This window comes from Pseudomonas sp. CFBP13528 (genome assembly GCF_005233615.1).
Lineage (GTDB): Bacteria > Pseudomonadota > Gammaproteobacteria > Pseudomonadales > Pseudomonadaceae > Aquipseudomonas > Aquipseudomonas fluorescens_AM.
In genome coordinates, this window is sequence record NZ_QGAJ01000016.1 from 58,139 (window position 1) to 79,675 (window position 21,537).

General features: G+C 58.9%; 21 protein-coding genes, 1 tRNA gene and 1 riboswitch. Of the genes, 7 read left to right on the top strand and 15 right to left on the bottom strand.

Features of this window, described 5'->3' with window-relative positions; genetic code table 11:
- The first annotated feature begins 112 nt into the window (after positions 1 to 112).
- The gene (locus tag PspCFBP13528_RS22905; protein WP_065949290.1) at positions 113 to 640 is read left to right on the top strand and encodes a DUF4142 domain-containing protein; all 528 of its coding nucleotides are present in this window, start codon (positions 113 to 115) and stop codon (positions 638 to 640) included.
- 52 nt (positions 641 to 692) lie between these two features.
- On the opposite strand, the gene PspCFBP13528_RS22910 is transcribed toward PspCFBP13528_RS22905, so the two are convergent.
- Positions 693 to 1,118 (bottom strand): low affinity iron permease family protein, encoded by a 426-nt coding sequence (locus PspCFBP13528_RS22910; RefSeq protein WP_065949289.1) that lies wholly within the window; start codon positions 1,116 to 1,118, stop codon positions 693 to 695.
- A gap of 179 nt (positions 1,119 to 1,297) precedes the next feature.
- On the opposite strand from PspCFBP13528_RS22910, the gene PspCFBP13528_RS22915 reads away from it, so the two are divergent.
- Positions 1,298 to 2,080: a GNAT family N-acetyltransferase gene (locus tag PspCFBP13528_RS22915; RefSeq protein ID WP_137201586.1), complete on the top strand. Its 783-nt coding sequence runs from the start codon at positions 1,298 to 1,300 to the stop codon at positions 2,078 to 2,080.
- Here PspCFBP13528_RS22915 and PspCFBP13528_RS22920 read toward each other — a convergent pair whose 3' ends face one another.
- The 13 genes from PspCFBP13528_RS22920 to PspCFBP13528_RS22980 all read right to left on the bottom strand — a co-directional run bounded on the left by PspCFBP13528_RS22920 (position 2,081) and on the right by PspCFBP13528_RS22980 (position 13,769).
- Complete coding sequence (locus PspCFBP13528_RS22920; protein WP_065949287.1) at positions 2,081 to 2,581, bottom strand: methylated-DNA--[protein]-cysteine S-methyltransferase; 501 nt, start codon at positions 2,579 to 2,581, stop codon at positions 2,081 to 2,083.
- A gap of 87 nt (positions 2,582 to 2,668) precedes the next feature.
- Positions 2,669 to 2,992, bottom strand: coding sequence for a hypothetical protein (locus PspCFBP13528_RS22925; protein WP_065949286.1), 324 nt, complete (start codon positions 2,990 to 2,992; stop codon positions 2,669 to 2,671).
- A gap of 124 nt (positions 2,993 to 3,116) precedes the next feature.
- Positions 3,117 to 3,422 carry a DUF6482 family protein gene (locus PspCFBP13528_RS22930; RefSeq protein WP_065949285.1) on the bottom strand — a complete coding sequence of 102 codons (306 nt, stop codon included), beginning with the start codon at positions 3,420 to 3,422 and terminating at the stop codon, positions 3,117 to 3,119.
- Between the two features lie 231 nt (positions 3,423 to 3,653).
- Positions 3,654 to 3,727 (bottom strand) — tRNA-Gly (locus PspCFBP13528_RS22935).
- Positions 3,728 to 3,861: 134 nt separating this feature from the next.
- On the bottom strand, positions 3,862 to 4,746 hold the full coding sequence (locus PspCFBP13528_RS22940) for an alpha/beta hydrolase (protein ID WP_065949284.1): 885 nt from the start codon (positions 4,744 to 4,746) through the stop codon (positions 3,862 to 3,864).
- Between the two features lie 303 nt (positions 4,747 to 5,049).
- Positions 5,050 to 5,742: a pseudouridine synthase gene (locus PspCFBP13528_RS22945; RefSeq protein ID WP_065949283.1), complete on the bottom strand. Its 693-nt coding sequence runs from the start codon at positions 5,740 to 5,742 to the stop codon at positions 5,050 to 5,052.
- The gene (locus tag PspCFBP13528_RS22950) at positions 5,732 to 5,944 is read right to left on the bottom strand and encodes a cysteine-rich CWC family protein (RefSeq protein ID WP_065949282.1); all 213 of its coding nucleotides are present in this window, start codon (positions 5,942 to 5,944) and stop codon (positions 5,732 to 5,734) included. The genes PspCFBP13528_RS22945 and PspCFBP13528_RS22950 overlap by 11 nt, the downstream gene beginning before the upstream one ends.
- Positions 5,945 to 5,992: 48 nt before the next feature.
- Positions 5,993 to 9,586, bottom strand: a complete 3,594-nt coding sequence (gene uca / locus PspCFBP13528_RS22955; RefSeq protein ID WP_137201587.1) for an urea carboxylase — start codon at positions 9,584 to 9,586, stop codon at positions 5,993 to 5,995.
- Between the two features lie 166 nt (positions 9,587 to 9,752).
- Complete coding sequence (locus tag PspCFBP13528_RS22960) at positions 9,753 to 10,382, bottom strand: urea amidolyase associated protein UAAP2 (RefSeq protein WP_101219220.1); 630 nt, start codon at positions 10,380 to 10,382, stop codon at positions 9,753 to 9,755.
- 9 nt (positions 10,383 to 10,391) lie between these two features.
- Positions 10,392 to 11,117, bottom strand: coding sequence for an urea amidolyase associated protein UAAP1 (locus tag PspCFBP13528_RS22965; RefSeq protein WP_065949279.1), 726 nt, complete (start codon positions 11,115 to 11,117; stop codon positions 10,392 to 10,394).
- The gene (locus PspCFBP13528_RS22970) at positions 11,114 to 11,878 is read right to left on the bottom strand and encodes an ABC transporter ATP-binding protein (protein ID WP_101219218.1); all 765 of its coding nucleotides are present in this window, start codon (positions 11,876 to 11,878) and stop codon (positions 11,114 to 11,116) included. The genes PspCFBP13528_RS22965 and PspCFBP13528_RS22970 overlap by 4 nt, the downstream gene beginning before the upstream one ends.
- Complete coding sequence (locus PspCFBP13528_RS22975; protein WP_065949277.1) at positions 11,875 to 12,690, bottom strand: ABC transporter permease subunit; 816 nt, start codon at positions 12,688 to 12,690, stop codon at positions 11,875 to 11,877. Before PspCFBP13528_RS22975 ends, PspCFBP13528_RS22970 begins: the two co-directional genes overlap by 4 nt.
- Positions 12,691 to 12,701: 11 nt before the next feature.
- Entirely contained in the window at positions 12,702 to 13,769 is a 1,068-nt protein-coding gene (locus PspCFBP13528_RS22980; RefSeq protein ID WP_065949276.1) for a putative urea ABC transporter substrate-binding protein, read from the bottom strand.
- A gap of 59 nt (positions 13,770 to 13,828) precedes the next feature.
- A riboswitch (guanidine-I (ykkC/yxkD leader) is annotated at positions 13,829 to 13,930 on the bottom strand.
- A gap of 163 nt (positions 13,931 to 14,093) precedes the next feature.
- Here PspCFBP13528_RS22980 and PspCFBP13528_RS22985 point away from each other — a divergent pair.
- Complete coding sequence (locus PspCFBP13528_RS22985; protein WP_083217900.1) at positions 14,094 to 14,447, top strand: hypothetical protein; 354 nt, start codon at positions 14,094 to 14,096, stop codon at positions 14,445 to 14,447.
- Positions 14,448 to 14,592: 145 nt separating this feature from the next.
- On the top strand, positions 14,593 to 15,027 hold the full coding sequence (locus PspCFBP13528_RS22990; RefSeq protein ID WP_137201588.1) for a DUF3757 domain-containing protein: 435 nt from the start codon (positions 14,593 to 14,595) through the stop codon (positions 15,025 to 15,027).
- A 4-nt stretch (positions 15,028 to 15,031) separates the two neighbouring features.
- Here PspCFBP13528_RS22990 and PspCFBP13528_RS22995 read toward each other — a convergent pair whose 3' ends face one another.
- Positions 15,032 to 16,144, bottom strand: a complete 1,113-nt coding sequence (locus tag PspCFBP13528_RS22995; RefSeq protein ID WP_137201589.1) for an enoyl-CoA hydratase/isomerase family protein — start codon at positions 16,142 to 16,144, stop codon at positions 15,032 to 15,034.
- Between the two features lie 135 nt (positions 16,145 to 16,279).
- Between PspCFBP13528_RS22995 and ung the strand changes: the two genes are divergently transcribed.
- The 3 genes from ung to PspCFBP13528_RS23010 all read left to right on the top strand — a co-directional run bounded on the left by ung (position 16,280) and on the right by PspCFBP13528_RS23010 (position 21,389).
- The gene (gene ung, locus PspCFBP13528_RS23000) at positions 16,280 to 16,972 is read left to right on the top strand and encodes a uracil-DNA glycosylase (RefSeq protein ID WP_065949273.1); all 693 of its coding nucleotides are present in this window, start codon (positions 16,280 to 16,282) and stop codon (positions 16,970 to 16,972) included.
- A 191-nt stretch (positions 16,973 to 17,163) separates the two neighbouring features.
- On the top strand, positions 17,164 to 19,107 hold the full coding sequence (locus tag PspCFBP13528_RS23005; RefSeq protein WP_137201590.1) for a hypothetical protein: 1,944 nt from the start codon (positions 17,164 to 17,166) through the stop codon (positions 19,105 to 19,107).
- A gap of 317 nt (positions 19,108 to 19,424) precedes the next feature.
- Positions 19,425 to 21,389 (top strand): hypothetical protein, encoded by a 1,965-nt coding sequence (locus PspCFBP13528_RS23010; RefSeq protein WP_137201591.1) that lies wholly within the window; start codon positions 19,425 to 19,427, stop codon positions 21,387 to 21,389.
- The last annotated feature ends 148 nt before the right edge of the window (positions 21,390 to 21,537 follow it).

The following is a 21,537-nucleotide window of genomic DNA, read 5'->3' on the forward strand; positions in this document are numbered from 1 at the left end:
CGACCGTTCGTCGCACTGCAAAGTTTTTTCTAAACCTTTGCCGCGTGCAAAATTCGAATCCAAGGCGAGGCGCAGTTCCCTTGCCCCTATTTTTGCCTTGGAGGAACCCATCATGAGCCGCATGGCTATCCGGTTACGCACCGCCAGTTTCGCGATGCTGCTGGGCCTCGGCGCCAGCAGTGCTTTCGCCCAGTCGCCTGCCCAATTCATCGAGCAGGCTTCAGCCAAAGGCATGGCCGATATCGAAACCAGTCGTATGGCTCACGCCAAGACCTCGTCCCAGGAAATCAAGGATTACACCATTGAGGTGATCAACGAGCGCACCCTGGCCAACCAGCATCTGGCGGCGATCGCCAAGAAGCTCGACCTGCCGGTGGCCCCGCGGGAGAAGATCGTCGACAAGGCCGAAACCTTGATGCCTGAACTCAAGGACGGCGACTCCTTCGACGCTGCCTATGCCGCGCAGCAGGTCAAGGAAAATGAAGACGCCATCGCCCTGTTCAAGCAGGAAGGTGCGGCGTCGGATGTGCCTGAGATCAAAGCGTTGGTGGACGAGACGCTGCCCAAGTTGCAAGAACGTCTGGAGAAAGCTCGGGCCCTGGCATCGACCTACGGCAAGGGGCACCAAGGTGACGGTTGAAGTGACTCCCTGAAATGAAAACGGCGGTTGGATCATCTCCAACCGCCGTTTTTTATGCCTGGTTCAAATCGGTTTTCGGCGGCGCCGCATCGTCGGCGGCGGCACCACAACTGCTGTTGAGGCTCAAGCTGCCGGCTTTGCCGATATCGCGGTATTCCTGACGCAGCTTTTCAAGCTCTTTACGGTCCAGGCCGTCCAGGCTCAGCACAGCGTTCTGAGCATCCTTGGACACACGCAACAGCTCGTCGATCTTGATATGCAGGATGTCGTTATCGCGGTTCTGTGTGTTCTGGATCAGGAACACCATCAGGAACGTGATGATGGTGGTCGAGGTGTTGATGATCAATTGCCAGGTGTCGTTGTAATGAAAGTACGGTCCGCTCAGGCTCCACGCCAGAATCAACGCCACCGCCGCGTAGAACGTCCGGGGGCTGCCGGCCCAGCGCGATAGAGTTTGGGAGACTGTGGAGAATTTCATGACGGTTTTTCCTCAAATAAGGGTGATGAAAATTCTGACCGCAGGCACTCGTCGAAATTTCTTTTTACAACTTAGCCTTCGGATAAAAGCAGGCGTTTTTCTGCCTGGGTTTTAGGAGCGGGCCTACGGCGCTGCGAAGCGTTGAGCGCAAGACTGGGTTTTTGCCCTGGACAGTCCTTATGTACGCAAAGGCCGCTACTGACATACCCGCACTTTATTACTTGACCGAAGATCATTTTTTTGCGACGACCTGCGCGATGTACCGTCGACATGCCGCCGGTATCAACACCTATTTTGCCGAGGAGAATTCCTCGCCGTGGAATACGTTGTTCATTCGCGTGGGCAGCGCTCCCTTGCACGAAGCGACGCAGGTGATCCTGGAGCTGATCCGCCGTAACGTAGCCCCAATACGCATCGTGATTCCTGAGGTACAGGTCGATGGGTTACGCGGCGCGCTCACCGGGCTTGGTTTTGAGCCTGCTGAAAAGAGCACCACGATGGTCCTCCCGTTGGCGCGCTTTGCGCCATCGATCAGCGAGGAGGCTGTGCAGATCAGCCTGACGTGTGACTTGAATGAATGGGCGAATCCGCTTGGCAGTGTGTTTTCGATATCGCCCCAGACGGTCGCCGATTATCAGGCCCGGCACCAGCGGGCGCTGGACGCCGATGAAGCCCTTTATCACTTCATCTTGTCCGCCGAGGGGCAGGTGCGCTGTTCGTTGACCTTGTCATTGTGTGAGGGTGAGGCAAGGCTCAGTGACGTCGGCACGCTTATCGGCTTTCGTGCCAGAGGCTACGCCACGCGATTGATTCAGGCGGCCCTGCTTCACGCTTCGGGTCTTGGGGCAGGCAGGTGTTTTCTCGAGGGATCGATGATGGCTGTCCCGCTGTATCAAAAATTGGGTTTTCAACGTTTATTCGACTGCGCGTCCTTTGTTCGCGGGCCTGTCCCAAGCCCATGATCAGAACGCCAGTGTTGCCTGACCGCGATCCTCCAGCGTCAACAGATACCGCTTGGCTTCAAGCCCGCCGGCAAACCCCGTCAGTGCCCCCGAAGCCCCCACGACGCGGTGACAGGGCGCAATGATCGAGATCGGGTTACGCCCGTTCGCCGCGCCTACGGCGCGCACCGCGTTTGGGTTGCCGATCTGCCGGGCAATCTGGCTGTAGCTGCGAGTTTGGCCAAACGGGATGGTCAGCAAGGCCTGCCAGACTTGCTTCTGAAAGTCGGTGCCGTCGAAGTCCAGTTCCAACTCGAAACGGTTGCGCGTGCCAGCGAAATACTCCGCCAGCTGGCGCTCTGTTTCCAGGAGTACCGGGCTGTCGTTGGCTTCGTGCAGCTCACCCAGGCGCACCCGATTTTCGCGTTCCGTTTCCCAGAGCACGGCACCGAGCTTGCCGTTGCGTGCCACCAGGGTGAGTTGGCCGACGGGGGAGGGCATGAGTTTGTAGGCGTATGACATGGGCTTGATCCTTGAGGCTGTCCGGTGCAACTATCCCCTCAGTGAACCCCAGGAGAAACCGGTTTCTTGCGGTCGAATTTGCTGGCGTTAAAAACGCCAGTGAATCCAATGGCCTGACCCATAGGCCACCGCGACATAGAAAATCAACCAGATGATCGAGGGAACCGACATTGCCACCCACGCGCCGAGATTGAGCAGGGCCAGCATGATAGCGCTGAAGGCTACCCCTCGGCTGGTGTGTCGCATTGAGTACCAGGCGCCGTAGACGGCGCCCGCGAGGGTCGCTGCCACTGCCATGGGGCGCAGTCCGAAAGGGATTGGGGTCAGTGGCAGCAACAATGGAATGATCAGCACAAGCCCCACGACTTTTCTTACTGCTTGCCTTGAATTTTCCTGTTCAGGGTAAGACATCCGGTAGGCCCTGCTGCTGACTGAGGTTGCTGCATTCTCGTGGTGTGGACGGCCCTTCCGTGTAGGACGCTGCTTAAATCAATGTCGCTGATACTCGGAAAACGGGTCCGACAATAAATCTAGCTTAGAGCGCCGCGTTCAGTGAAAAAGGAATGCGCAACCCACCAATCGGCCCTTCGCGGACCCCGCACATTTCGTCATGCACGCTGTGTTGCACCAGCACGCAGGGAAATGCGGCCACCCCTTGCAGCAGGTCGCGCAAGTGGGTGGTGGAGCGGATGCGCAGTGGCTGCCCGTCATCGCCCCGTAGCGTTTTTTCATCGCGATCCAGCCGGACCCGTGCCAGATACAAGCCACCTTCTAGCGACAGCAATTGCAGCTCGCGGATCTCGCCGTTCGCGGCCAGCTCGGTCAGCATGTGCACATTCATGAATTGGACCTCATTGGACGCCGACCTTGGCGTGCTCGAACGGTTGATCAATGTGTTTTGGTCTTCAGCGCACAATACTTGTACAGAATTTTATATTTGTACAGTTTTCTGGGGCGGTGCGAACACACGCGTTATCGGCCCTTGAACGCCAGGCATAAAAAAACCGGTCACAAGGACCGGTTTTTTACACTTCCCCTGTCAGCCGCAGCATGACAGGAGAACGCATTTGTGTGGAGCGGGTAGAGGGAATCGAACCCTCAACTAAAGCTTGGGAAGCTTTCGTTTTGCCACTAAACTATACCCGCTCAAAGCGGCTGACTTTGTACCAGATGTTCACCCGGATTTGAAGTTTTTCTTCGAAAAAATCGCATGTTGCGCTCGCACCGCTTGCCGATAGGCGGTGCCACTGCAGGAGCGCGCTCCTACAGTGGGTCGCATTTCAGACCGCAAAGGCATGTTGCGTCTGACCTGGCTGACAGCGTAACCGACTCACCGGCCGCTGCCCTTTCAAAAAGCCCACCACCGCCTCCCGGCTGTCCCGGCACGCCGCTTTATGCTCCATATCCAGGAAATGCCCCGTCGCCTGAACCGTGCTGAAGCTGCTGTTTTTCACATGCTGGCCGAACAGCCTGGCATCGCCTGCGCTGGTGTACTCGTCCCATTCGCCGTTCACGAACAGCACCGGAATGTCGATCTGCCTGGCTGCCTTGAGGTAGCACAACCGGTCGCTGTAAAGCACTTGGCTGATGTGGAAATGCATCTGCCCGTACTCATGCTCGGCCAGGCTGCTCACGTGCTTGTGGTTGAAGCGCTTGAACAGCGACGGCAGGTGCTTGCCGAGGGTGCTGTTGACCAGGTGGCCGACGCGGTCGCGCTCCAGATTACCGAGGTAGTCGACGCCGCGCTCCAGATAATCACGCATCGGTGCGTTGATCACCGGGGAGAACGAGCTGATCACGGCCTTTTCGACGCGTTGCGGGCGTTGAGCGAGGGCGAACAGCGTGGCGGCGCCGCCCCAGGAGAAGGAGAGCACGTGTTCGGCGGCAAAGCGGTCGATGAGTTCCAGCAGGATCTGGCCTTCGACTTCCTTGGTCAGCATCCGCTCGTGGCGGTTGTGTATTTTGGAACGGCCGGCATAAGGCTGGTCGTACAACACCACATTGAATTGCGGGTACAGGCTTTTCACGGTCTGGGCGAAAGAGGCCGTGGTGGCCATCGAGCCATTGACCAGGATGATGGTCTTGTCAGCGGCATCGGCGCGATAGAACTCCGTGTAAACCCGGTATTGACCCTGTATATCCAACACAGCGATTTCTGGCCTCATGTCGTAAGACTCCTGGCAAGCGGGTAGGGCGCGCAAATGACTTTGCACGAGCTTTATGACAGGTAGGCATACGCCTGGAAGCCGAGCGCCCATGTCGGTCCGATTGCGGCTGGCCGACAGCGGTTGTCAGGGCGGGATGTTTGCCGGGAAGGCCCGTAATCAAGCGCGGGCGCGGCAAGGTGTTTCTTGGAGGTTATAGGTGACCCGCCAGTCATCATCCGACGGGTGATCTTGATTCAAGCACAGCCTGGAGATGTCGCCAGCGGCGCAGCTGGTTTTTTGCCATCAGCGGCTGAGCGGTCGTCAGACGAGACGGATTTCCTCGTCAGTCAGCGCCCGATACTCGCCCGGCGCAAGCGCTGCATCCAGGTGCAGCGGGCCCATGCGCTCGCGATGCAGGGCTGTCACTTTGTTATCAAAATGGCCGAACATGCGTTTCACCTGGTGATAGCGGCCTTCGATGATGCTCAAGCGCGCCGTCCTCGGTCCCAGTAACTCCAGCTCGGCGGGTTGGGTGATGAGGTCTTCGAAGGCGAAGTACAGGCCCGCCCTGAAGACCGCCGCATAGTCAGGGCCGATGTCCTGCTCGGTTTCCACCCGATACACCTTGGGCAACTTGGTTGCCGGTTGCGTCAGGCGTCGCGACCACTGGCCGTCATTGGTGATCACCATCAGCCCGGTGGTGTTGTAGTCCAGGCGCCCTGCGATATGCAGTGCGTCCTTGTGCGGTTCATCGAGCAGATCGAGCACGGTACGGTGTTGCGCATCGGACGTAGCGCTGACGCACCCTTGCGGCTTGTGCAGCATGAAATAACGGGCAGGTTTGCCCGGCTGCAGCACCTCACCGTCCACGCGCACGCTGCTGAACGTGCGCACCTCATGAAGCGGGTCGCATACCGTTGCACCGTCCACCATTACCCGGCGTTCGGCCAACAGCCGCCGCACGTGCTTGCGATTGAACCGTGGCAGGTTACTGAGGAAGCGATCAAGGCGCATCGCGGTGACGCAACTGTTGGTCTACCTGGGCGCAACGCGGGCACAGGCAGGCCTTGTCGCGCAGTTCGTCGGGCAGCGCCTGGAGCACCGCCGGGTCGATGGTGACGCTGTAGCACCAGCAGGCCTGGCCGGCCGTGCGCGGGTCGGCCAGGCTGCAGTCGTTACGGGCACCGCAGGCGGGGCAAAGGGTTGGGGTGTTCATTGGACGGTCATGCCGGGCCTTGAAAGTACCCGCACAATACAGCGTCGCTCAATCCCGCTCCAGCACCACTAACCTTTGGCCGGCGCTGATGCCACTGCCCGGCTGCACGGCAACGTCACGTACCACACCGGCAAACGGTGCCAACACCGGGATCTCCATCTTCATGGATTCCAGCACTACCAGCACATCGCCGGCTGCGACGTGCTCTCCGGCCGATACCCGGACTTGCCAGAGCCCGCCCGCAATGTGGCTGTCGACGCTGTACTGATTGGCGTCTAACGGTTTGTCTTGCGCCAATGGCGCTGCCAGGGCCTCGCTCTCCAAATGCGCCAGGCCGCCGGCAAGCCAGCGCTCGCGTTCGGCATCGAAAGCCCTTTTTTGCCGTTGGCGAAAGACATCGATTGCCGCGGCTTCCTGCGCCAGAAATTGCTGATACGTGATCAGGTCCAACTGACTGTCTTCAATGGTCGGTTCAAAGCGCCCGAGCGGGAAGTCGCGGCGTATCTGCAGCAGTTCTTCGGCGCTCACCGGATAAAAACGGATCTGGTCGAAAAAACGCAGTAACCACGGCTTGCCCCTGAATGCCGCGACGTCGCGATAGCGATTCCACATCTGCAGGGTTCGCCCCACAAACTGATAGCCGCCCGGACCTTCCATGCCATAGACACACAAGTAAGCGCCGCCGATGCCCACCGAGTTTTCAGCAGTCCAGGTGCGCGCCGGGTTGTATTTGGTGGTCACCAGCCTATGCCTGGGGTCCAGGGGGGTCGCGACCGGCGCGCCGAGATAGACGTCGCCCAGGCCCATTACCAGGTAGCTGGCGTTAAACACGGTGTGGCGAACTTCATCCAGGCTGACCAGATCGTTGATGCGGCGAATGAACTCGAGATTGCTCGGGCACCACGGCGCGTCCTGGCGCACCGTGGTCATGTATTTGTCGATGGCCAGCTGGCAAGCCGGGTCGTCCCAGGATAGCGGCAGGTGGACGATGCGAGAGGGAACTTGCAGGTTTTGCCTGGCGCACACGCAGGCCCAATCCGCGATGATCAGCGGTAGCAGATCGGCCAACGGCAATTGTTCCGGTTGATAGTGGATTTGCACGGAGCGGATGCCTGGGGTCAGGTCAATGACACCCTGCAATGCTCGAGCTTCAAGGGCTTGCATCAAGGCGTGGGCGCGAAAACGTAGCACCAGGTCAAGTTCGGGAGCGCCGATTTCCAGAAGCAGGTGAGTGTCGCCGGCCAGACGGACGACGAGGCGCACGTCAGCTTCGCCGATGTCCAGCACCACAGGTGATGCCATTCTCACTGGGACCGTGTTGCGGCTGCACTCGCGCGCTTCAACGAGGGCAGGCCAGCCCTCACAGCGGTCCCACTTCAAGGCGAGACCGCGAGCAGTCTCGAGGTCGACCGCCTCGAACCTGAGCTTGTCTCCCGCCTTGAGCTGTCCCAGTTGCCACAGGTCCGCCTCGATCACCGTCACCGGGCATACAAACCCACCGAGGCTTGGCCCATCCGGGCCAAGGATCACTGGCATGTCTCCGGTAAAATCCACGGTGCCGACGGCATAGGGATTGTCGTGGATATTGGAGGGGTGCAGGCCCGCTTCACCGCCGTCCGTTCGCGCCCATACAGGCTTGGGCCCGATCAATCGCACACCGGTACGACTGGAATTGAAATGCACTTCCCATTGTGCGGCGAAGAACGTGTCGATGTATTGCTGCGTGAAGTATTCCGGCGCGCCGTGTGGGCCGTAGATCACACGCAGCGTGCGCACAGCGGGCAGCGGCTCGGCACTCTGTGTCTGCCCCGCACTGCGATCCTCCAGCGGCCGTACATGCAACACGTCACCGGCACGTAGCGCTCGCCCGCCATGACCGCCAAACAGACCGAGGGTGAAGGTGCTTTTGCTGCCCAGGTAATCCGGTACCTGCAACCCACCGCGCAGACACAGGTAACTGCGCGCACCTGCGCCGGTGATCGTACCCAGGCTCAGGACCGAGCCTGCCTCGATCAATAGCGCGGTATTCATCGGCACTGTCTGCTCGTTGAGCAGCAGCGCAATGTCTGCGCCTGTCACCGCCACCACCGTCGTGCAATTGAAGCGCAGCAGCGGGCCGCTCATGGTGATTTCCAGCGCGGCGGCGCCCTCGCTGTTGCCCAGCAGACGATTGCCCAAGCGTAACGCGCGGCTGTCCATGGGCCCCGATGGCGGCACCCCTACGGCCCAGTAACCCAGGCGGCCGGGGTAGTCCTGCACGCTGGTTTGCGTGCCGGGGCTGATGACCTCGAACGTATGGGCGGTGTAGATCAGGCTGTCGAGGCAACGGGTCCACGGCCGGCCACTGGCGAAGGGCGCCGTGAGTAAAATCTGGCGCAGGTAATCGCGGTTGGTTTCCACACCGTAGAGCCGGCTGTCGCTTAACGCCTGGTGCAACGCCAGGCGCGCCTGTTCGCGGGTAGGTGCCCAGGTAATAAGCTTGGCGATCAGGGGGTCGAAGTAGGGCGGGATTTCGCAGCCGGCTTGTACCCAGGTGTCGATACGCAGGCCTTCGGCGGCCGGAAACTCCACGCAGGTCAACAGCCCTGGGCTCGGCTGGAAATTGCGCCCAGGGTCTTCTGCATACACACGTGCCTGAATCGCATGGCCGCTGGGGCTGAGTGCCAATTCGCTCAACGGCGGCATGTCACCCGCTGCCAGCAACACCATCCAACGTACCAGGTCGACGCCCCACACTTGTTCGGTCACGCCATGCTCTACCTGCAAGCGTGTGTTCACTTCCAGGAAGTAGAAGCGTCCATCCTCACTGTCGAAGATGAACTCCACGGTGCCGGCGCTGCGGTAATTCACAGCTTTGCCCAGGGTGATGGCCGCCGAGCACAGGGCCTCGTTCATGCCCGTGGGCAGGTTGGGTGCAGGGGTTTCTTCAAGGACTTTCTGGTGACGTCTTTGCACCGAGCAGTCACGTACCCCCAGAGCGATCACTTGGCCTGTCCCGTCGCCAAATATCTGTACTTCCAGGTGACGCGCGTGCTGGATGTATTTCTCGATAAACACACCGGTGTCACCGAAATTGTTTTGGCCCAGGCGTTTGACGATTTCGAAGCCGTCGCCCAGCTCCTGCGGGTTGCGGCAGATCCGCATGCCAATGCCGCCGCCACCGGCGGTACTTTTGAGCATGACCGGGTATCCCACGCTGTCGGCGGCCAACAGTGCGTCGTAGAGACTGTCGAGCAGTTCACTGCCTTCGAGCAATGGAATCCGCTGTTGCCTGGCCAGCGCACGGGCGGTGTGCTTCAGGCCAAATAGTCGCAGTTGTTCAGGCGTTGGGCCGATAAAGACCATGCCTGCATCTTCACAGGCCTGTGCAAACGCGGCGTTTTCCGACAGAAAGCCGTAGCCGGGATGAATCGCGCCGGCGCCACAGGCCTTGGCGGTAGCGAGCAGTTTTTCCGCCGCCAGGTAGGTGGTGGCCGCGGTCCCTTCACCGAGGCTGTAGGCCTCGTCGGCTTGCTGGATATGCAAGCTCGCCGCATCGGCTTCGGCATAGACGGCGATACCCTTGACCTGCAATTCACGCAAGGTGCGCAGAATACGGCAGGCAATGGCGCCACGATTGGCGATCAACAGTTTTTTGAACATGACAATACCCCACAGGCTGACAGCTGATCAGCCTTGTCCTGGGCTGCGGGTCGTCCCGCATAATTAGGTGCGCCGAGGTCGTCCACGGCGCGAGGTCGTTATTTGAGGCACTGCCTGCTGCGAGCTTGGCACAGGGCAAACAACCATGTGCGCAGGCGCTTGAGTTTCAATCCCATACCAGCACCTGCGCAGGGGTTGGCCGGTAGGCGTTGCAGGGATTGTTAAGCTGTGGGCAATTGGAGATCAGCACGATCACGTCCATTTCCGCGCGCAGGTCGACATATTTGCCGGGTGCGGAAATACCGTCTTCGAAGGTCAGCCCGCCGTCGGTCGTCACCGGCACGTTCATGAAGAAGTTGATGTTCGCACCGATGTCGCGTTTGCCCAGGCGACCGTCATTGACGCAGGCGCGCAGGTAGTTGTCTCGGCAACTGTGCATGTAGCGTTTGTCCAGGGCGTAGCGCACGGTATTGCTCTCTTGGGCGCATGCGCCGCCCAGTGTGTCGTGGCGTCCGCAGGTGTCGTGCACAAGGGTCAGCATCGGCTGTCCAAGGTTGGAATACAGCACGCTGCCGACGCTGAGGTAAACGCGGTTCTGGCGCCGCAGGGTGCGTTGCACGTCGTAGCGTTCCCTGGGGTTTTGTGCGTTGTAGAACAGCGTGTCGACAGCCTGGTTGCCCTCCAGGTCGAGGATGCGCAGGGTCTGGCCGGCCTTGATCTGCATCAGCCACGGCTCGCCGGCGGGGATAGTGGCGCGGTACACGGCTGCATCCGCTTGTTTCAGTGCATCAGACATGGCAGTTCCTCAAGCGAACAGGCGCTCGGTGTTGATGAAACCGCGCTCGTTTTCCGGGCGCGAAGTGCGGCAGTGCTCGGCGACGCTGGGGGCGGCGTTCATCCAGCTCAGCTTCAGCGGTCGCGGGGCGTAGGCGGGGTTGGGATCCATCGGATGTTGCAGCGCGGTCAGCACCACCAGCGTATCCATCGGTGCGTAGAGTTCGATGTAGTCGCCAGCTTTTGAATTGTCCGGCACAAAGTGCAAACCGCCGTCTTCGTCCACGTTGACTCTGCTGAAGAGGTTGAGGGTCATCAACAGATCGGACAGCCCCAGTCCCCACTTGCCCAGCTCGACCAGCAGGTTGTCGGTGCCGTTGCGGTAGAAGCCATTACGCAGTTCCTGATAACGGCCCTGTCCGTATTTCTCGGCGACCTCCGATGCGCACAGCACGCCGCCGATGCTGTCGCTCCAGCCGCAGGTGTCTGCGGTGATCGCGGCAAGCACACGGCCCATGTCCGAGTACAGACAATGGCCTGCGGTGAGCTTGGCAGTGTGCTGGCATTTGAGGCTGTCAGGCAGGTTCAGGCGTTCGGTTTTTTCATTGGCGTTGAGCAACGTCAGGCTGACGTTGGCACTGCCGTGCAGGTCAGTGAGGCGCAGCAATTGGCCGCGCTTGAGCACAAAGGATCGGTGGCCGCCGCCGGGCAGCAGTTCTTCGGCAAATGGCCGCAACGGTTGGATGGAATCGTTCATGTGCACATCACTCCTGGTTGCGCGATGAATGCCTTGCGGCGCTCGCTGTTCAAAGGGATATCGAAGGTAATACGGGCACCATGGGCGCCAGGACGCAGTGGATCGACGTGCACCTTGTCGAATACCAGTAAGCGCGTACCAAGGCTGAAGCCTTCGTTCAAATCGTGGGTGACCATGAATACGGTCAGTCGGGTCTCGTACCACAGCTCCAGCAGCAGCGAGTGCATGTCTTTGCGAATGCCGGGGTCGAGGGCGCCGAAGGGTTCGTCCAACAGCAACACACGCGGCTTCATGATCAGCGCCTGGGCGATGGCCAGGCGTTGTTGCATGCCGCCGGAGAGCTGCGCCGGATATTTGCGCAGGGCGTGGTCGAGGCCGACTTTGTGCAGCAGTTCGGCGGCCTGTTCGCGCGCCTTCTGCCTGGCTTTGCCAAACAACCTCCCGAGCACGCGCGAGCGCGGCAGCTCCAGGCCCAGGGCGACGTTATCCAGCACGGTCAAGTGCGGGAACACTGAGTAGCGCTGGAAGACCACGCCGCGGCTGGCATCCGGCTCGGCGGCCAGGGGCTGGCCTGCCAACAGGATCTGGCCCTTGCAGGCGGTTTCCTGTCCCAACAAAAGGCGCAGGAATGTGGATTTACCGCATCCGGACGGACCGACCAGTGCGCAGAATTCGCCTTCGGCCACGTGCAGGTTGAAGTTTTCAAGTACGACTTGGGTGCCGTAGCGCTGCCATACATTGTTGACGCTGATAAAGCTCATGCCCGCGCTCCTTCGTACCAGGGAAAAGCGCGTCGGGCCAGGGCCAGCAAGCACCAGTCCATCAACCAGGCCAACAGGGTGACCCATGCGACGTAGGGCACAATCACGTCCATCGCCAGGTAGCGACGTACCAGGAAGATTCGGTACCCCAGGCCGTCGGTGGAGGCTATGGCTTCGGCGGCAATCAGGAACAACCAGGCCGAGCCCAATATCAAGCGCAGTGAAATCAGCAGGCGAGGCAGCAACTGCGGCAACACCACGCGTAACATCAGTGTCCATGTGGACGCGCCCAGGGCTTGCGCCTTGACCAGAAGCTCGACCGGGATCTCGCGCGCACGCTGCTCCAGGTCGCGGGCCAGGGCTGGCGTAATGCCGATAATGATCAGCACGACCTTCGACAGTTCCCCCAGGCCGAATACGATAAACAGGATCGGCAGGATCGCCAGGGGCGGCACCATCGACAGCACGGTCAGCAGCGGCGACAACGAGGCACTGACCAGCGGCAATGTGCCGCAAAACATCCCCAGGCAAAGACTTACCAACGCGCTGATACCCAAGGCAATACCCAAGCGGCGCAGGCTCGATGCGCTGTCTTGCCACAATATGTATTTACCGGTGCGACTATCCTCGCTGAACGCCAAGCGTGCGACGGCCTCAGCCATTTGCCCGGCGCTGGGCAGCAGTTTGTCGTTGGGATTGTCCGCGAGGCGCTCCGCCGAGCCTGCGAAGTAGGCGAACAGCAACAGAGCGAACGGCAGCAGCATCAACAGCACACGGCTGGAGCGATTCGGGCGACGGTTTATCAAACGCATGGCCAGTTCTCCTACAGCGTGCCGTCAGCAGCCATTTGTACGTAAGTGGGATCGAAACGCAGCTTGAGGTTGGCAGTGTTGCCGCTGGTCGTTCCATTGGCGAAGCTCATGCCTACGGCGCCGCTGTCCCGGGCGCCCTCGCCCAGCAGACCGTGTGTAAAGGAGAATTCAGCGACCTTGTGCATGGTTGCCGGCAATTGCGCGCTGGTGACGAAGGCCAGGGCGTCCTGTGGCGTGGCGAACAGCTTGGTGGTGTCCAGTTGCGCTTGATAGCCTGTTAGATCGGTGCCGGACGTCTTGGCCATATGTTCAAGCGCTTGAGCACTGGCGGCGCTTTTGGCGTTCATCAGCGCGACCACCTCGAACCAGGCGCCGGTGAGGGCTTTGCCCAAGCCAGGGTTGTCCTGCAGGACCTGAGTGTTGACCACCATCATGTCCATGAACTCACCGGGCACCTTGCTTGTGTCGAACACTTCGGTTACTCCGGGCCTGGCCTTGATTTGCGACAGCATCGGATTCCAGGTGACGACGGCCTGCACCTGATCGGTGTCGAAGGCTGCGGCAATGTCGGCGTCAGAGGTGTTGACGACGCTCAGGTCTTTCTCTGTCAGACCGGCCGCTTGCAAGGCGCGAGCCAGCAGATAGTGGGACGCCGAGAGTTCCACCAGGTTGACTTTCATGCCCTTGAGGTCGGCCAGGGTCTTGCCGGCGCCCTTGATCACCACGCCATCGTTGCCGTTTGAAAAGTCGCTGACCACCAACGCTGTGCTGTCTACGCCGCCGGCAGCGGGGATGGTCAGCGCGTCCATGTTAGTCATGGTGCAGCCGTCAAACTGACCTGCGGTGTACTGATTGATGGATTCCACATAGTCGTTGAGCTGCACCATGTCGATGGTGATGCCGTACTTCCTTGCCCATTTGTCGAGAATGCCCTGGCTGCCGGCGTACTCCCAGGGGATCCAACCGGCGTAGATGGTCCAGCAGACGCTGAAGTGGTTTTTTGCGGCGGCATGGGCTTGGATGCTCATCATGGCAGTCAATAGCGCGGCGAGCAGAGCGTTCAAACAGGTCGAGTTCATGGGCGGTTCCGCTGAGTCAAGGGCGAGCAGGCGCAACGCGGCACCGCGAACGGTGGCTGATCTCCCGGGCTTTTATCCCGCCGTGTAACCTCGACTGGAGGTCGCCCACTCTCGGACCAGTCACTCGCTGTTGACGAGCCGGAACCCTAGTCGGCCATTGCTGGTTGTGGTGCCGCGAATCTGTGCCTCATCCTTCAGGAAACAGGCGGGAACGAACCGCACTAAAATCGTATTTAACTGTCAGATATTTCGTTATTCGATGATAAATCGGATCACGCCCCCCAGCGTCGCTGGAGGTGCTCTTCCGCGGTCCAGGAGGCCGCCATGTATCGACGACTGCTGCTCACTGCATTACTCGGCCTGACCCTGTCAGCGTGCGTGCCCTATTACGATGGAGGTACCACTTACTATCGCTCCGAGGTCTACACCGCACCGGCACCCGCCTACTATTACGGCGGTCCTCGTTACTACGGGCCCAGCTATTACACACCCGCGCCACGCTACTATTCGGCTCCCCGCTATTACTCGGCGCCGCGTTATTACCAACCCGCGCCACGTTACTATCCAAGGTCTGCCTATCGGCCGTATCCAAACCAGGGATGGGGAGACAATCGGTGGGGCAACGGCGGGCACGGGCGTGGTGGCGATCATGGCGGTGGACGCGGAGGTCACCGCTGACAAAAAGGTTTTGAAAAAAGCGGCGCATGATGCGCCGTTTTTTTTGCCCGCCGTTTGTCGATACTGTCAGAATTCACAGCTAGCTTTGAGGCCGGAGATATATTTCACTGCGGGATAAGCAGTGTGGTTATCGAAGGGGGCATCCATGCTCAAACACTTGATGTACATGCTTTTACTGGTTGTCTGTATGGCTGGCCAGGCGCAAGGCAGCCAGTTCTGTCCAGACAAGTCGGAGATCCAGACGGGCACAGGTTATTTCCTGTACCAGGCCGGCGGCATGCTGTGGCAAGGTCCGAAGGTTGAACCCGGCGAGTTCATACACGCCTTTTCAGGCGCGGTGTTTGCGCCGGAAAAGGGTGATGATCGAAGGAACGGGCTGGTGGAAAAGTGTGTGTACACCAATCAGCGCGACGAGCTTGTCGTATTGCGCCCGTGCCTGTCAGGCGTGGTCAGCGGCATGTCGTTGGTGGACAGCTTGCATTGGGAGCGCGATAACGCCTCGTTCGACCAACTGGTTTATCTGTGCAAGGAAAATCAACCGGGTAACTGTGCTTTTAACGTCAAGGAGAATCGGCGATAAGCTGTCAATAATCAGACAGGTCTGCCAGAGGGTTCCTACCTTCCCATGCCTTGTTGAAGTGCGCCTGCACCACCGCCTCGGGAATGGTATTGATATCCGGCCAATGCCAGCGGGGCGCCTGATCCTTATCGATCAGCCTTGCGCGTACACCTTCGGCAAATTCCGGGTGGCGGCAACAATTGAGGCTCAGCGTGTATTCCATCTGGAACACTTGGGCCAACGACAAATGACGGGCGCGTCGGATCTTCTCCCACACCAGGTGCGCAGTCAGCGGGCAGCCCTCACTGAGGGTCTTGCCGGCGCGGGCCAGGAGTGGGTCGGCGTGATCCTTGAGCAGGCTCAGTGCGCGCCACGCACTGGCCACGTCACCCACATCCAGCCATTCGTCGATCTGCCCCCGGCGCGGCATCCATTGTGCCTCGGGTAGCTGGTGGACGGCGTCCTGGGCCAAGGCCTTGAGCAAGCTGTTGAGCTGCATCGCGGTCTGTTCTTGCCAGTTCAATTGGAGCAGGCCGTCAAGCAATTCGTCTTGCTGGTCATCGCGCAGAAAACGGTCGGCCAGGCCCAGGTCCAGGGCATCACGGCCATTGATATGGGCACCGGTAAGGCCCAGGAACACGCCGAGCGTTCCGGGCAGGCGCGACAGAAACCAGCTGGCGCCCACGTCCGGGTACAAGCCGATGCTGATTTCCGGCATGGCCAAACGGCTGCTGGGCGTCACGATACGCACGGACGCACTCTGCAACAGGCCCATCCCGCCGCCCAGCACATAACCGTGACCCCAGCAGATCAGCGGTTTCGGGTAGGTATGCAGGCGATAGTCGAGGCGGTACTCGGCGGCAAAAAATTGCGCGGCCAAGGTGGGCACAACGCCAGGTTGTTCACGGCAGGCCATCGCCAGGCTGCGCACTTCGCCACCTGCGCAAAAGGCCTTGGGGCCGTTGCCGCGCAGCAATACGCAGACGATATTCGGGTCCTTGGCCCAGGCATCCAGGCGTTCGCCCAGGGCCAGGATCATCGGCAGGGAGAGGGCGTTGAGCGATTGTTGCGCATCCAGGCTGGCGATGCCGATGCGGGCACCGTGGTTGCCGGTGAGTTCTTCGAAGTGCAGGTTCATCGTGACCTCAATCCAGAAGGTGAAGGATCAGTATGATCGCTCCGTGGGAAACTGGAGGTGGTGTATCAGACCAATTGACAAGCGGGGTCGGCTTTCCTAGGGTTCGCCCATTGTTTTTCACTCGATGACCTCATCATGACCGACGGCGACCGCATCAAACTCGAACCCAGCTGGAAACACGCGCTGCGCGAGGAGTTCGACAAGCCCTACATGGGCGACCTGCGCGAGTTTCTGCGCCAGGAACACGCCGCAGGCAAAGAGATTTATCCGCCGGGCCCACTGATCTTCAATGCACTCAATTCCACGCCGCTGGACAAGGTCAAGGTGGTGATCCTCGGCCAGGACCCCTACCACGGCCCCGGCCAGGCTCACGGCCTGTGTTTTTCGGTACAACCGGGCGTGCCGGCGCCGCCCTCGCTGGTCAATATCTATAAAGAACTCAAGCGTGACCTGAATATCGATATCCCCAACCACGGCTACCTGCAAAGCTGGGCCGACCAGGGCGTGCTGATGCTCAACACCACCCTGACCGTGGAGCGCGCCAATGCCAACGCCCATGCCGGCAAGGGCTGGCAGTTTTTTACCGATCGGGTTATCGAGGTGGTCAGCGAGCAGCAGCCGCATTTGGTGTTTCTGTTGTGGGGCGCCCATGCCCAGAGCAAGCAGAAGCTGATCGATGCCACCAAGCACCTGGTGCTGACCTCGGTGCACCCGTCGCCGTTGTCGGCGTATCGCGGGTTCCTCGGGTGCGGGCATTTCAGTCGCACCAACAAATTCCTTGAGCAGAATGGCGAGACGCCGATCAACTGGATGTTGCCGCCCATCTGAAGATGATCGGGCGGTGGCACATCGCCCTTTGCTTGACCTTCTCCCTGGTGTGTCCGTGCATCGGTCACGCCGGGCACCTGTTATATCTGACAGTATCCGCCGCACTTTTTTGCGCATTCAATAAGTAGCCAGACCTGAGCGTGCCGACCGTCTCGGTCGATTACCGATTGATTGTTCAAGGAGGAGTGGATATGTCTGATTCGAACTCACCCGCACGACACCAGCGCGCTCTGCGGCCGCGATCTCCAGGGGTAGATGACCCGACGATACTGGAACTGGACGCTCCCAACCCTTCCCAGACATTGCCTTTGGAATGGGACGAAGCGGCCAGGACGTTACCGGTCCAGCTCCATGATCAGGACCTGGAGGTCACGATCGCAAAGGTCTGGCCATTCAATCTCCATGAGCGGGAGATGGTGACAACGGTGGAATATCGTTGGGACGATGATACGGTGCACACCTTTTATATTCACGGCCCATACGACCCTGACACGGTATTTCCGTTGGTGCAGCGTCTACCCATGTCGATTCTGTCCAGCGGCGGTATCAGTCGCCTGACATACAGGGTCAGCGCGTCTTTGATCGGCACGACCGACTCGTTTCCGACCTTGGTCAATGTCGATAAAACGCCGCCCAATGGTGGCAACCCTGGCCCGCAGTTGCAGATTGATGACGAGGCTCGCGATGAGCTTACCGATGACTATCTGGTCAGGCACGGTGGTTTGCCTGTCGAGCTGGTGCGTTGGTTCGATATGCGCATTGGGGATATATGCCACTTCTTCTACGCAGCTCTGCCGAATCAGGGCTTGGCAGGCACGCTTTTGATTACCAGAGAACACTACCAGGGCGCGCCCATCCGTTACCTCATTCCTGAGGCGCACGTGCGTGCCAGTGGCCGAGGTGAAAGGTTCGCTTCCTGCCGGCTTGAAGACCGGGCTGGGAACGTCGGGCAGTTTTCCGACGAGACCAAGCTCAACGCCTCCCCGGTTGTTCTGCCGGATTTGCCACGCCCCTTTATCGAGTCGGCTGAACTGGACGGGTTAGTCACTCTGGACGATGTCAGGCAGGGGTTGGCGGTCGCCATCACGCGCATAGGCGAGGCAGAGCCGGGGGACGAAATTCATCCCTTCTGGAATACGCATGCCCTCGAAATCAAGCCGATTGGAGAAGTGCAGACGTGGCCGATTCCCGTGAGCGTGCCGTGGTCTATTGTTGCGGCAGGCGGCTTCTCGACGCGCTACCCATTGCGTGTGCGCTACGTGTATCAGCGAGGCACAGCCTCCAGGAATTCACCGGACAGCTTCTATGAAATCGATTTAAGGGTCGCCGGCCCTGACCCGAGCGGGCCTGATCCGATCAATCGCAAGTTGGCCCTTGCGATTGTAAAAGGCGTGACGGGCGACAATACACTGACCTCCGCTGACAGCCCGGGGCCCGTGCCCGTGGAGGTGCGTTTATTTGTAGACCCTGAAGTTGGCGAACACCTGGAGCTGTGCTGGAACAGCGATGACCGTATCGTCGATACCTACTCCGTACAGCCGGGCGATAGGGCCGGGGACTTGATCACCTTATGGGTTTCGTGGGCGGTGGCATCATCCATTGCCTTGGCCGAGGTCTATTACTGGACAGACAATGGCATAAACCGACAGCGCAGTCCTTCCGCTTCGGTGCGGGTGCGTCTTGATACGCTGACCGGTTTGCAGAGCCCGTTATTATTAAATGACAGCACCGAGAATTTTATCGCGTGTGGGACCAACCCGGCACCTCATGAGGGCGTATGGATCGGCATACCCTGGCATGCGTTCCATTTCGAGCCTGGCGACATCGTGCATTTATACTGGGCAAGTTACCCGACGAATGACGGCAGTGGTGAACCGTTCCGAGGCACTGACGTATATTTTGAGCATGAACTGACCACGGATGATTACAACAACCGCAAGGCGACAATCCGCATTCTGCCTTTCGACTTGATTACCGCACCGGGATTGGTACCGGGATTTGGCTCGGCGGTGGTGCGGTACCGGTTGTTCAAGAGAACGGGGGACACCGGGCTGTCTTCCAGAAAACTCATCTATATCAACTTGAAAATACCGGGCGGTGGAACGTGCCTGGGGCCGCATGACGGCAATGTATAAATAATGGAGTTTCATTAACAGGGGCGAAAGCCCCTTTTTTTATGCGAGGTGAAAGAGACCTTCACAGGATGAAGGATGAGCCGGTTGCCGAGGGTTTAGATTAAATAGCATTAATGGTGCTGGTTTTCTTCATCAGCTGGCTATTAAACACTGCGCAATTAATGCCTTTTAATTGGAAGCATATTTTGTATGAGTACGCAGCTGTCAAGTTTGACAGGCTGTGCAGTGTGGGAGAAGGGGGTTTAATCAAACGGTCAATCGTCTCGTGCGGCTGGCGATCAATGCACACCGTCTCTTACTCAAAGGAGTATGTAGCAATGGCTAAGTCGAACCCAAGCAACAATCCACTAACGGAGCCTGTACCTCATGGGCTTGCGCCTCACGCACCGCGAGCGCTGACCAGCGTTACAATCACCAATGCCCTGCCGCCCGTACCGGGTATGCCGCCTAATCTGATGGAAACTGTCGTCGCGCAAACGATAGGGGTTAATTTTAGTATTCCAATGTGGACGGATGTATTACCTATTCCTGGCGGTGTGCCGGATATATTACGGTTTTATCTTAATGGTGTGCCCTACGGAAATCCCATTCGGTTTGAAAAACCATTGGCGGACTTGACGTGGCCCTATGTATCAAACATCAAGGCCGAAAATATATCCAATCACGGGGAGTATGGCATTCATTACGAGATTTTATTGGCGTCAGAGGACAATCAAATCTCCGACACCACGCTGGTGAACGTCGATACGGTTGGCCCTGCCGGCGGTCTTTTATTGGACGCTATCACCTTAGTGGCGGGTGCGGTGGACGGGAAGGTCACGCAGAGCTCTCTGGCAGCCAATGGTGATAAGCTGACCTGCCGTGTTCCGGGGCGTTTGATTGCGCGTGCGCTCGATACACTTCATATCTATAAAAATTATACGGATGCGGAACCGGTAAAAGTAATAACAGACTTGCCGTTGGACTCATCGCCCATCGAGTTCTCGCTGACCAAAGATGAAGTTGTCGATGAAGGTACACGGGTGGACCGTATGGCGTACCGTTATTTTGACTACTCCAAAAACTCAACCATTTATCCGCCAAAGCTGAGAGAGATTGAGTATATATTGACACCGCAACCGGAGAATTTGAGCGATCCGGCGGTACCGGCGGCGCCGTTGGATCTTCGGGACGCGCAGTTGAAATTGGCAGAAGTGCATCTTTTCGGCTATGACAATTTCAGACCCGGCCAGATCGTGCAAATCGAGCTCGATAGTGCGCTTGGTACTCAGGTATTCCCGCATACATTGCTCATCGAGCCTACCCCCACTGACCCCGCAAAAATCGAAATTCCCTGGCTCACTCTCGTCGCGATCTATGGAATCACCGGGCCGGGCACTGCCAGCCTTCGTTACCGCGTGGTAGCGGAGGGGACCGCTTCAGCCTGGTCCAACACGATCTCGGTGGATGCGGACTTCAGCTCCGCTGCCGGGGACACTGACGATCCGGGCCCGATCAGGGATTACCTGCCGTTGGTCACCGTGAGGTCCAGCGAGGGGCTTGTCAATGAAATCGGCCCAGGTGATGCCGGCGATGCGACGGCTGAATTTGCTGTGTATACGAGCGCGGCCCGGGGACACCTGCTGCAGTTCTACTGGGGCGGGATACCGATTTACTCCACCCCTCGTGCCGTGACTCAGGCGGACATAGACTCAGGAACATTCACCGTCATTATTACTGCCGCCGTCATCGCGGCAGGTGGAAACGAACTGGACAAGAAGGTGTGGTACAGCCTGACGAATGGGGTGAACACCAACATGGACACCTCCCTGTCTACGTTGGTTGATGTGCTTGCCAGTGAGCTGCAGAATTTGAAGGCACCGGGTTTCCCCAAGTCTATCAATGCAGGCGGCGGGATTCGCTCGATCACTTGCAAGCAGTTTGTCGAGCTTGGTATCGATGCGAGCATCGTGGACCCGGACAACTTGAAAAAGGGTGACACGATCAGGCGCTTCTGGACCCTTTACGGAGAAGGGTTGACGTCCACCAACAAGCTTGTCGAAGCGGAAATACTGCCCCCGATTGTCGTCGCAAATGATCATAGCCTGCCCGGCGGTGGGGAGTTTTTCGTCGTGGACTTCGCTGCCTATGTGCAGCCGGCGATTTTGGGCCGTGTTGAATTCTATTACACAGTGCTCAAGGCCGATGGAGTGACACAGGGTAAGTCACCGACAACCCTGCTTTATGTGAGCCGTAAGAATGCCGATGAAAGCATTTGCGGCGTCCCGCCCGCTACTCCTTAAGCGCATCAATGTACGAACCGTCATTGGCAGTACTGACGGTTCGTATCATTCGCTCGTTGTAAATACCTATCCGCTCTAAACTCGCTACCTACGCACATTTAGGATTAGTCCTACGGTTACAGGGACTTTGACTACATGAACCTATCCG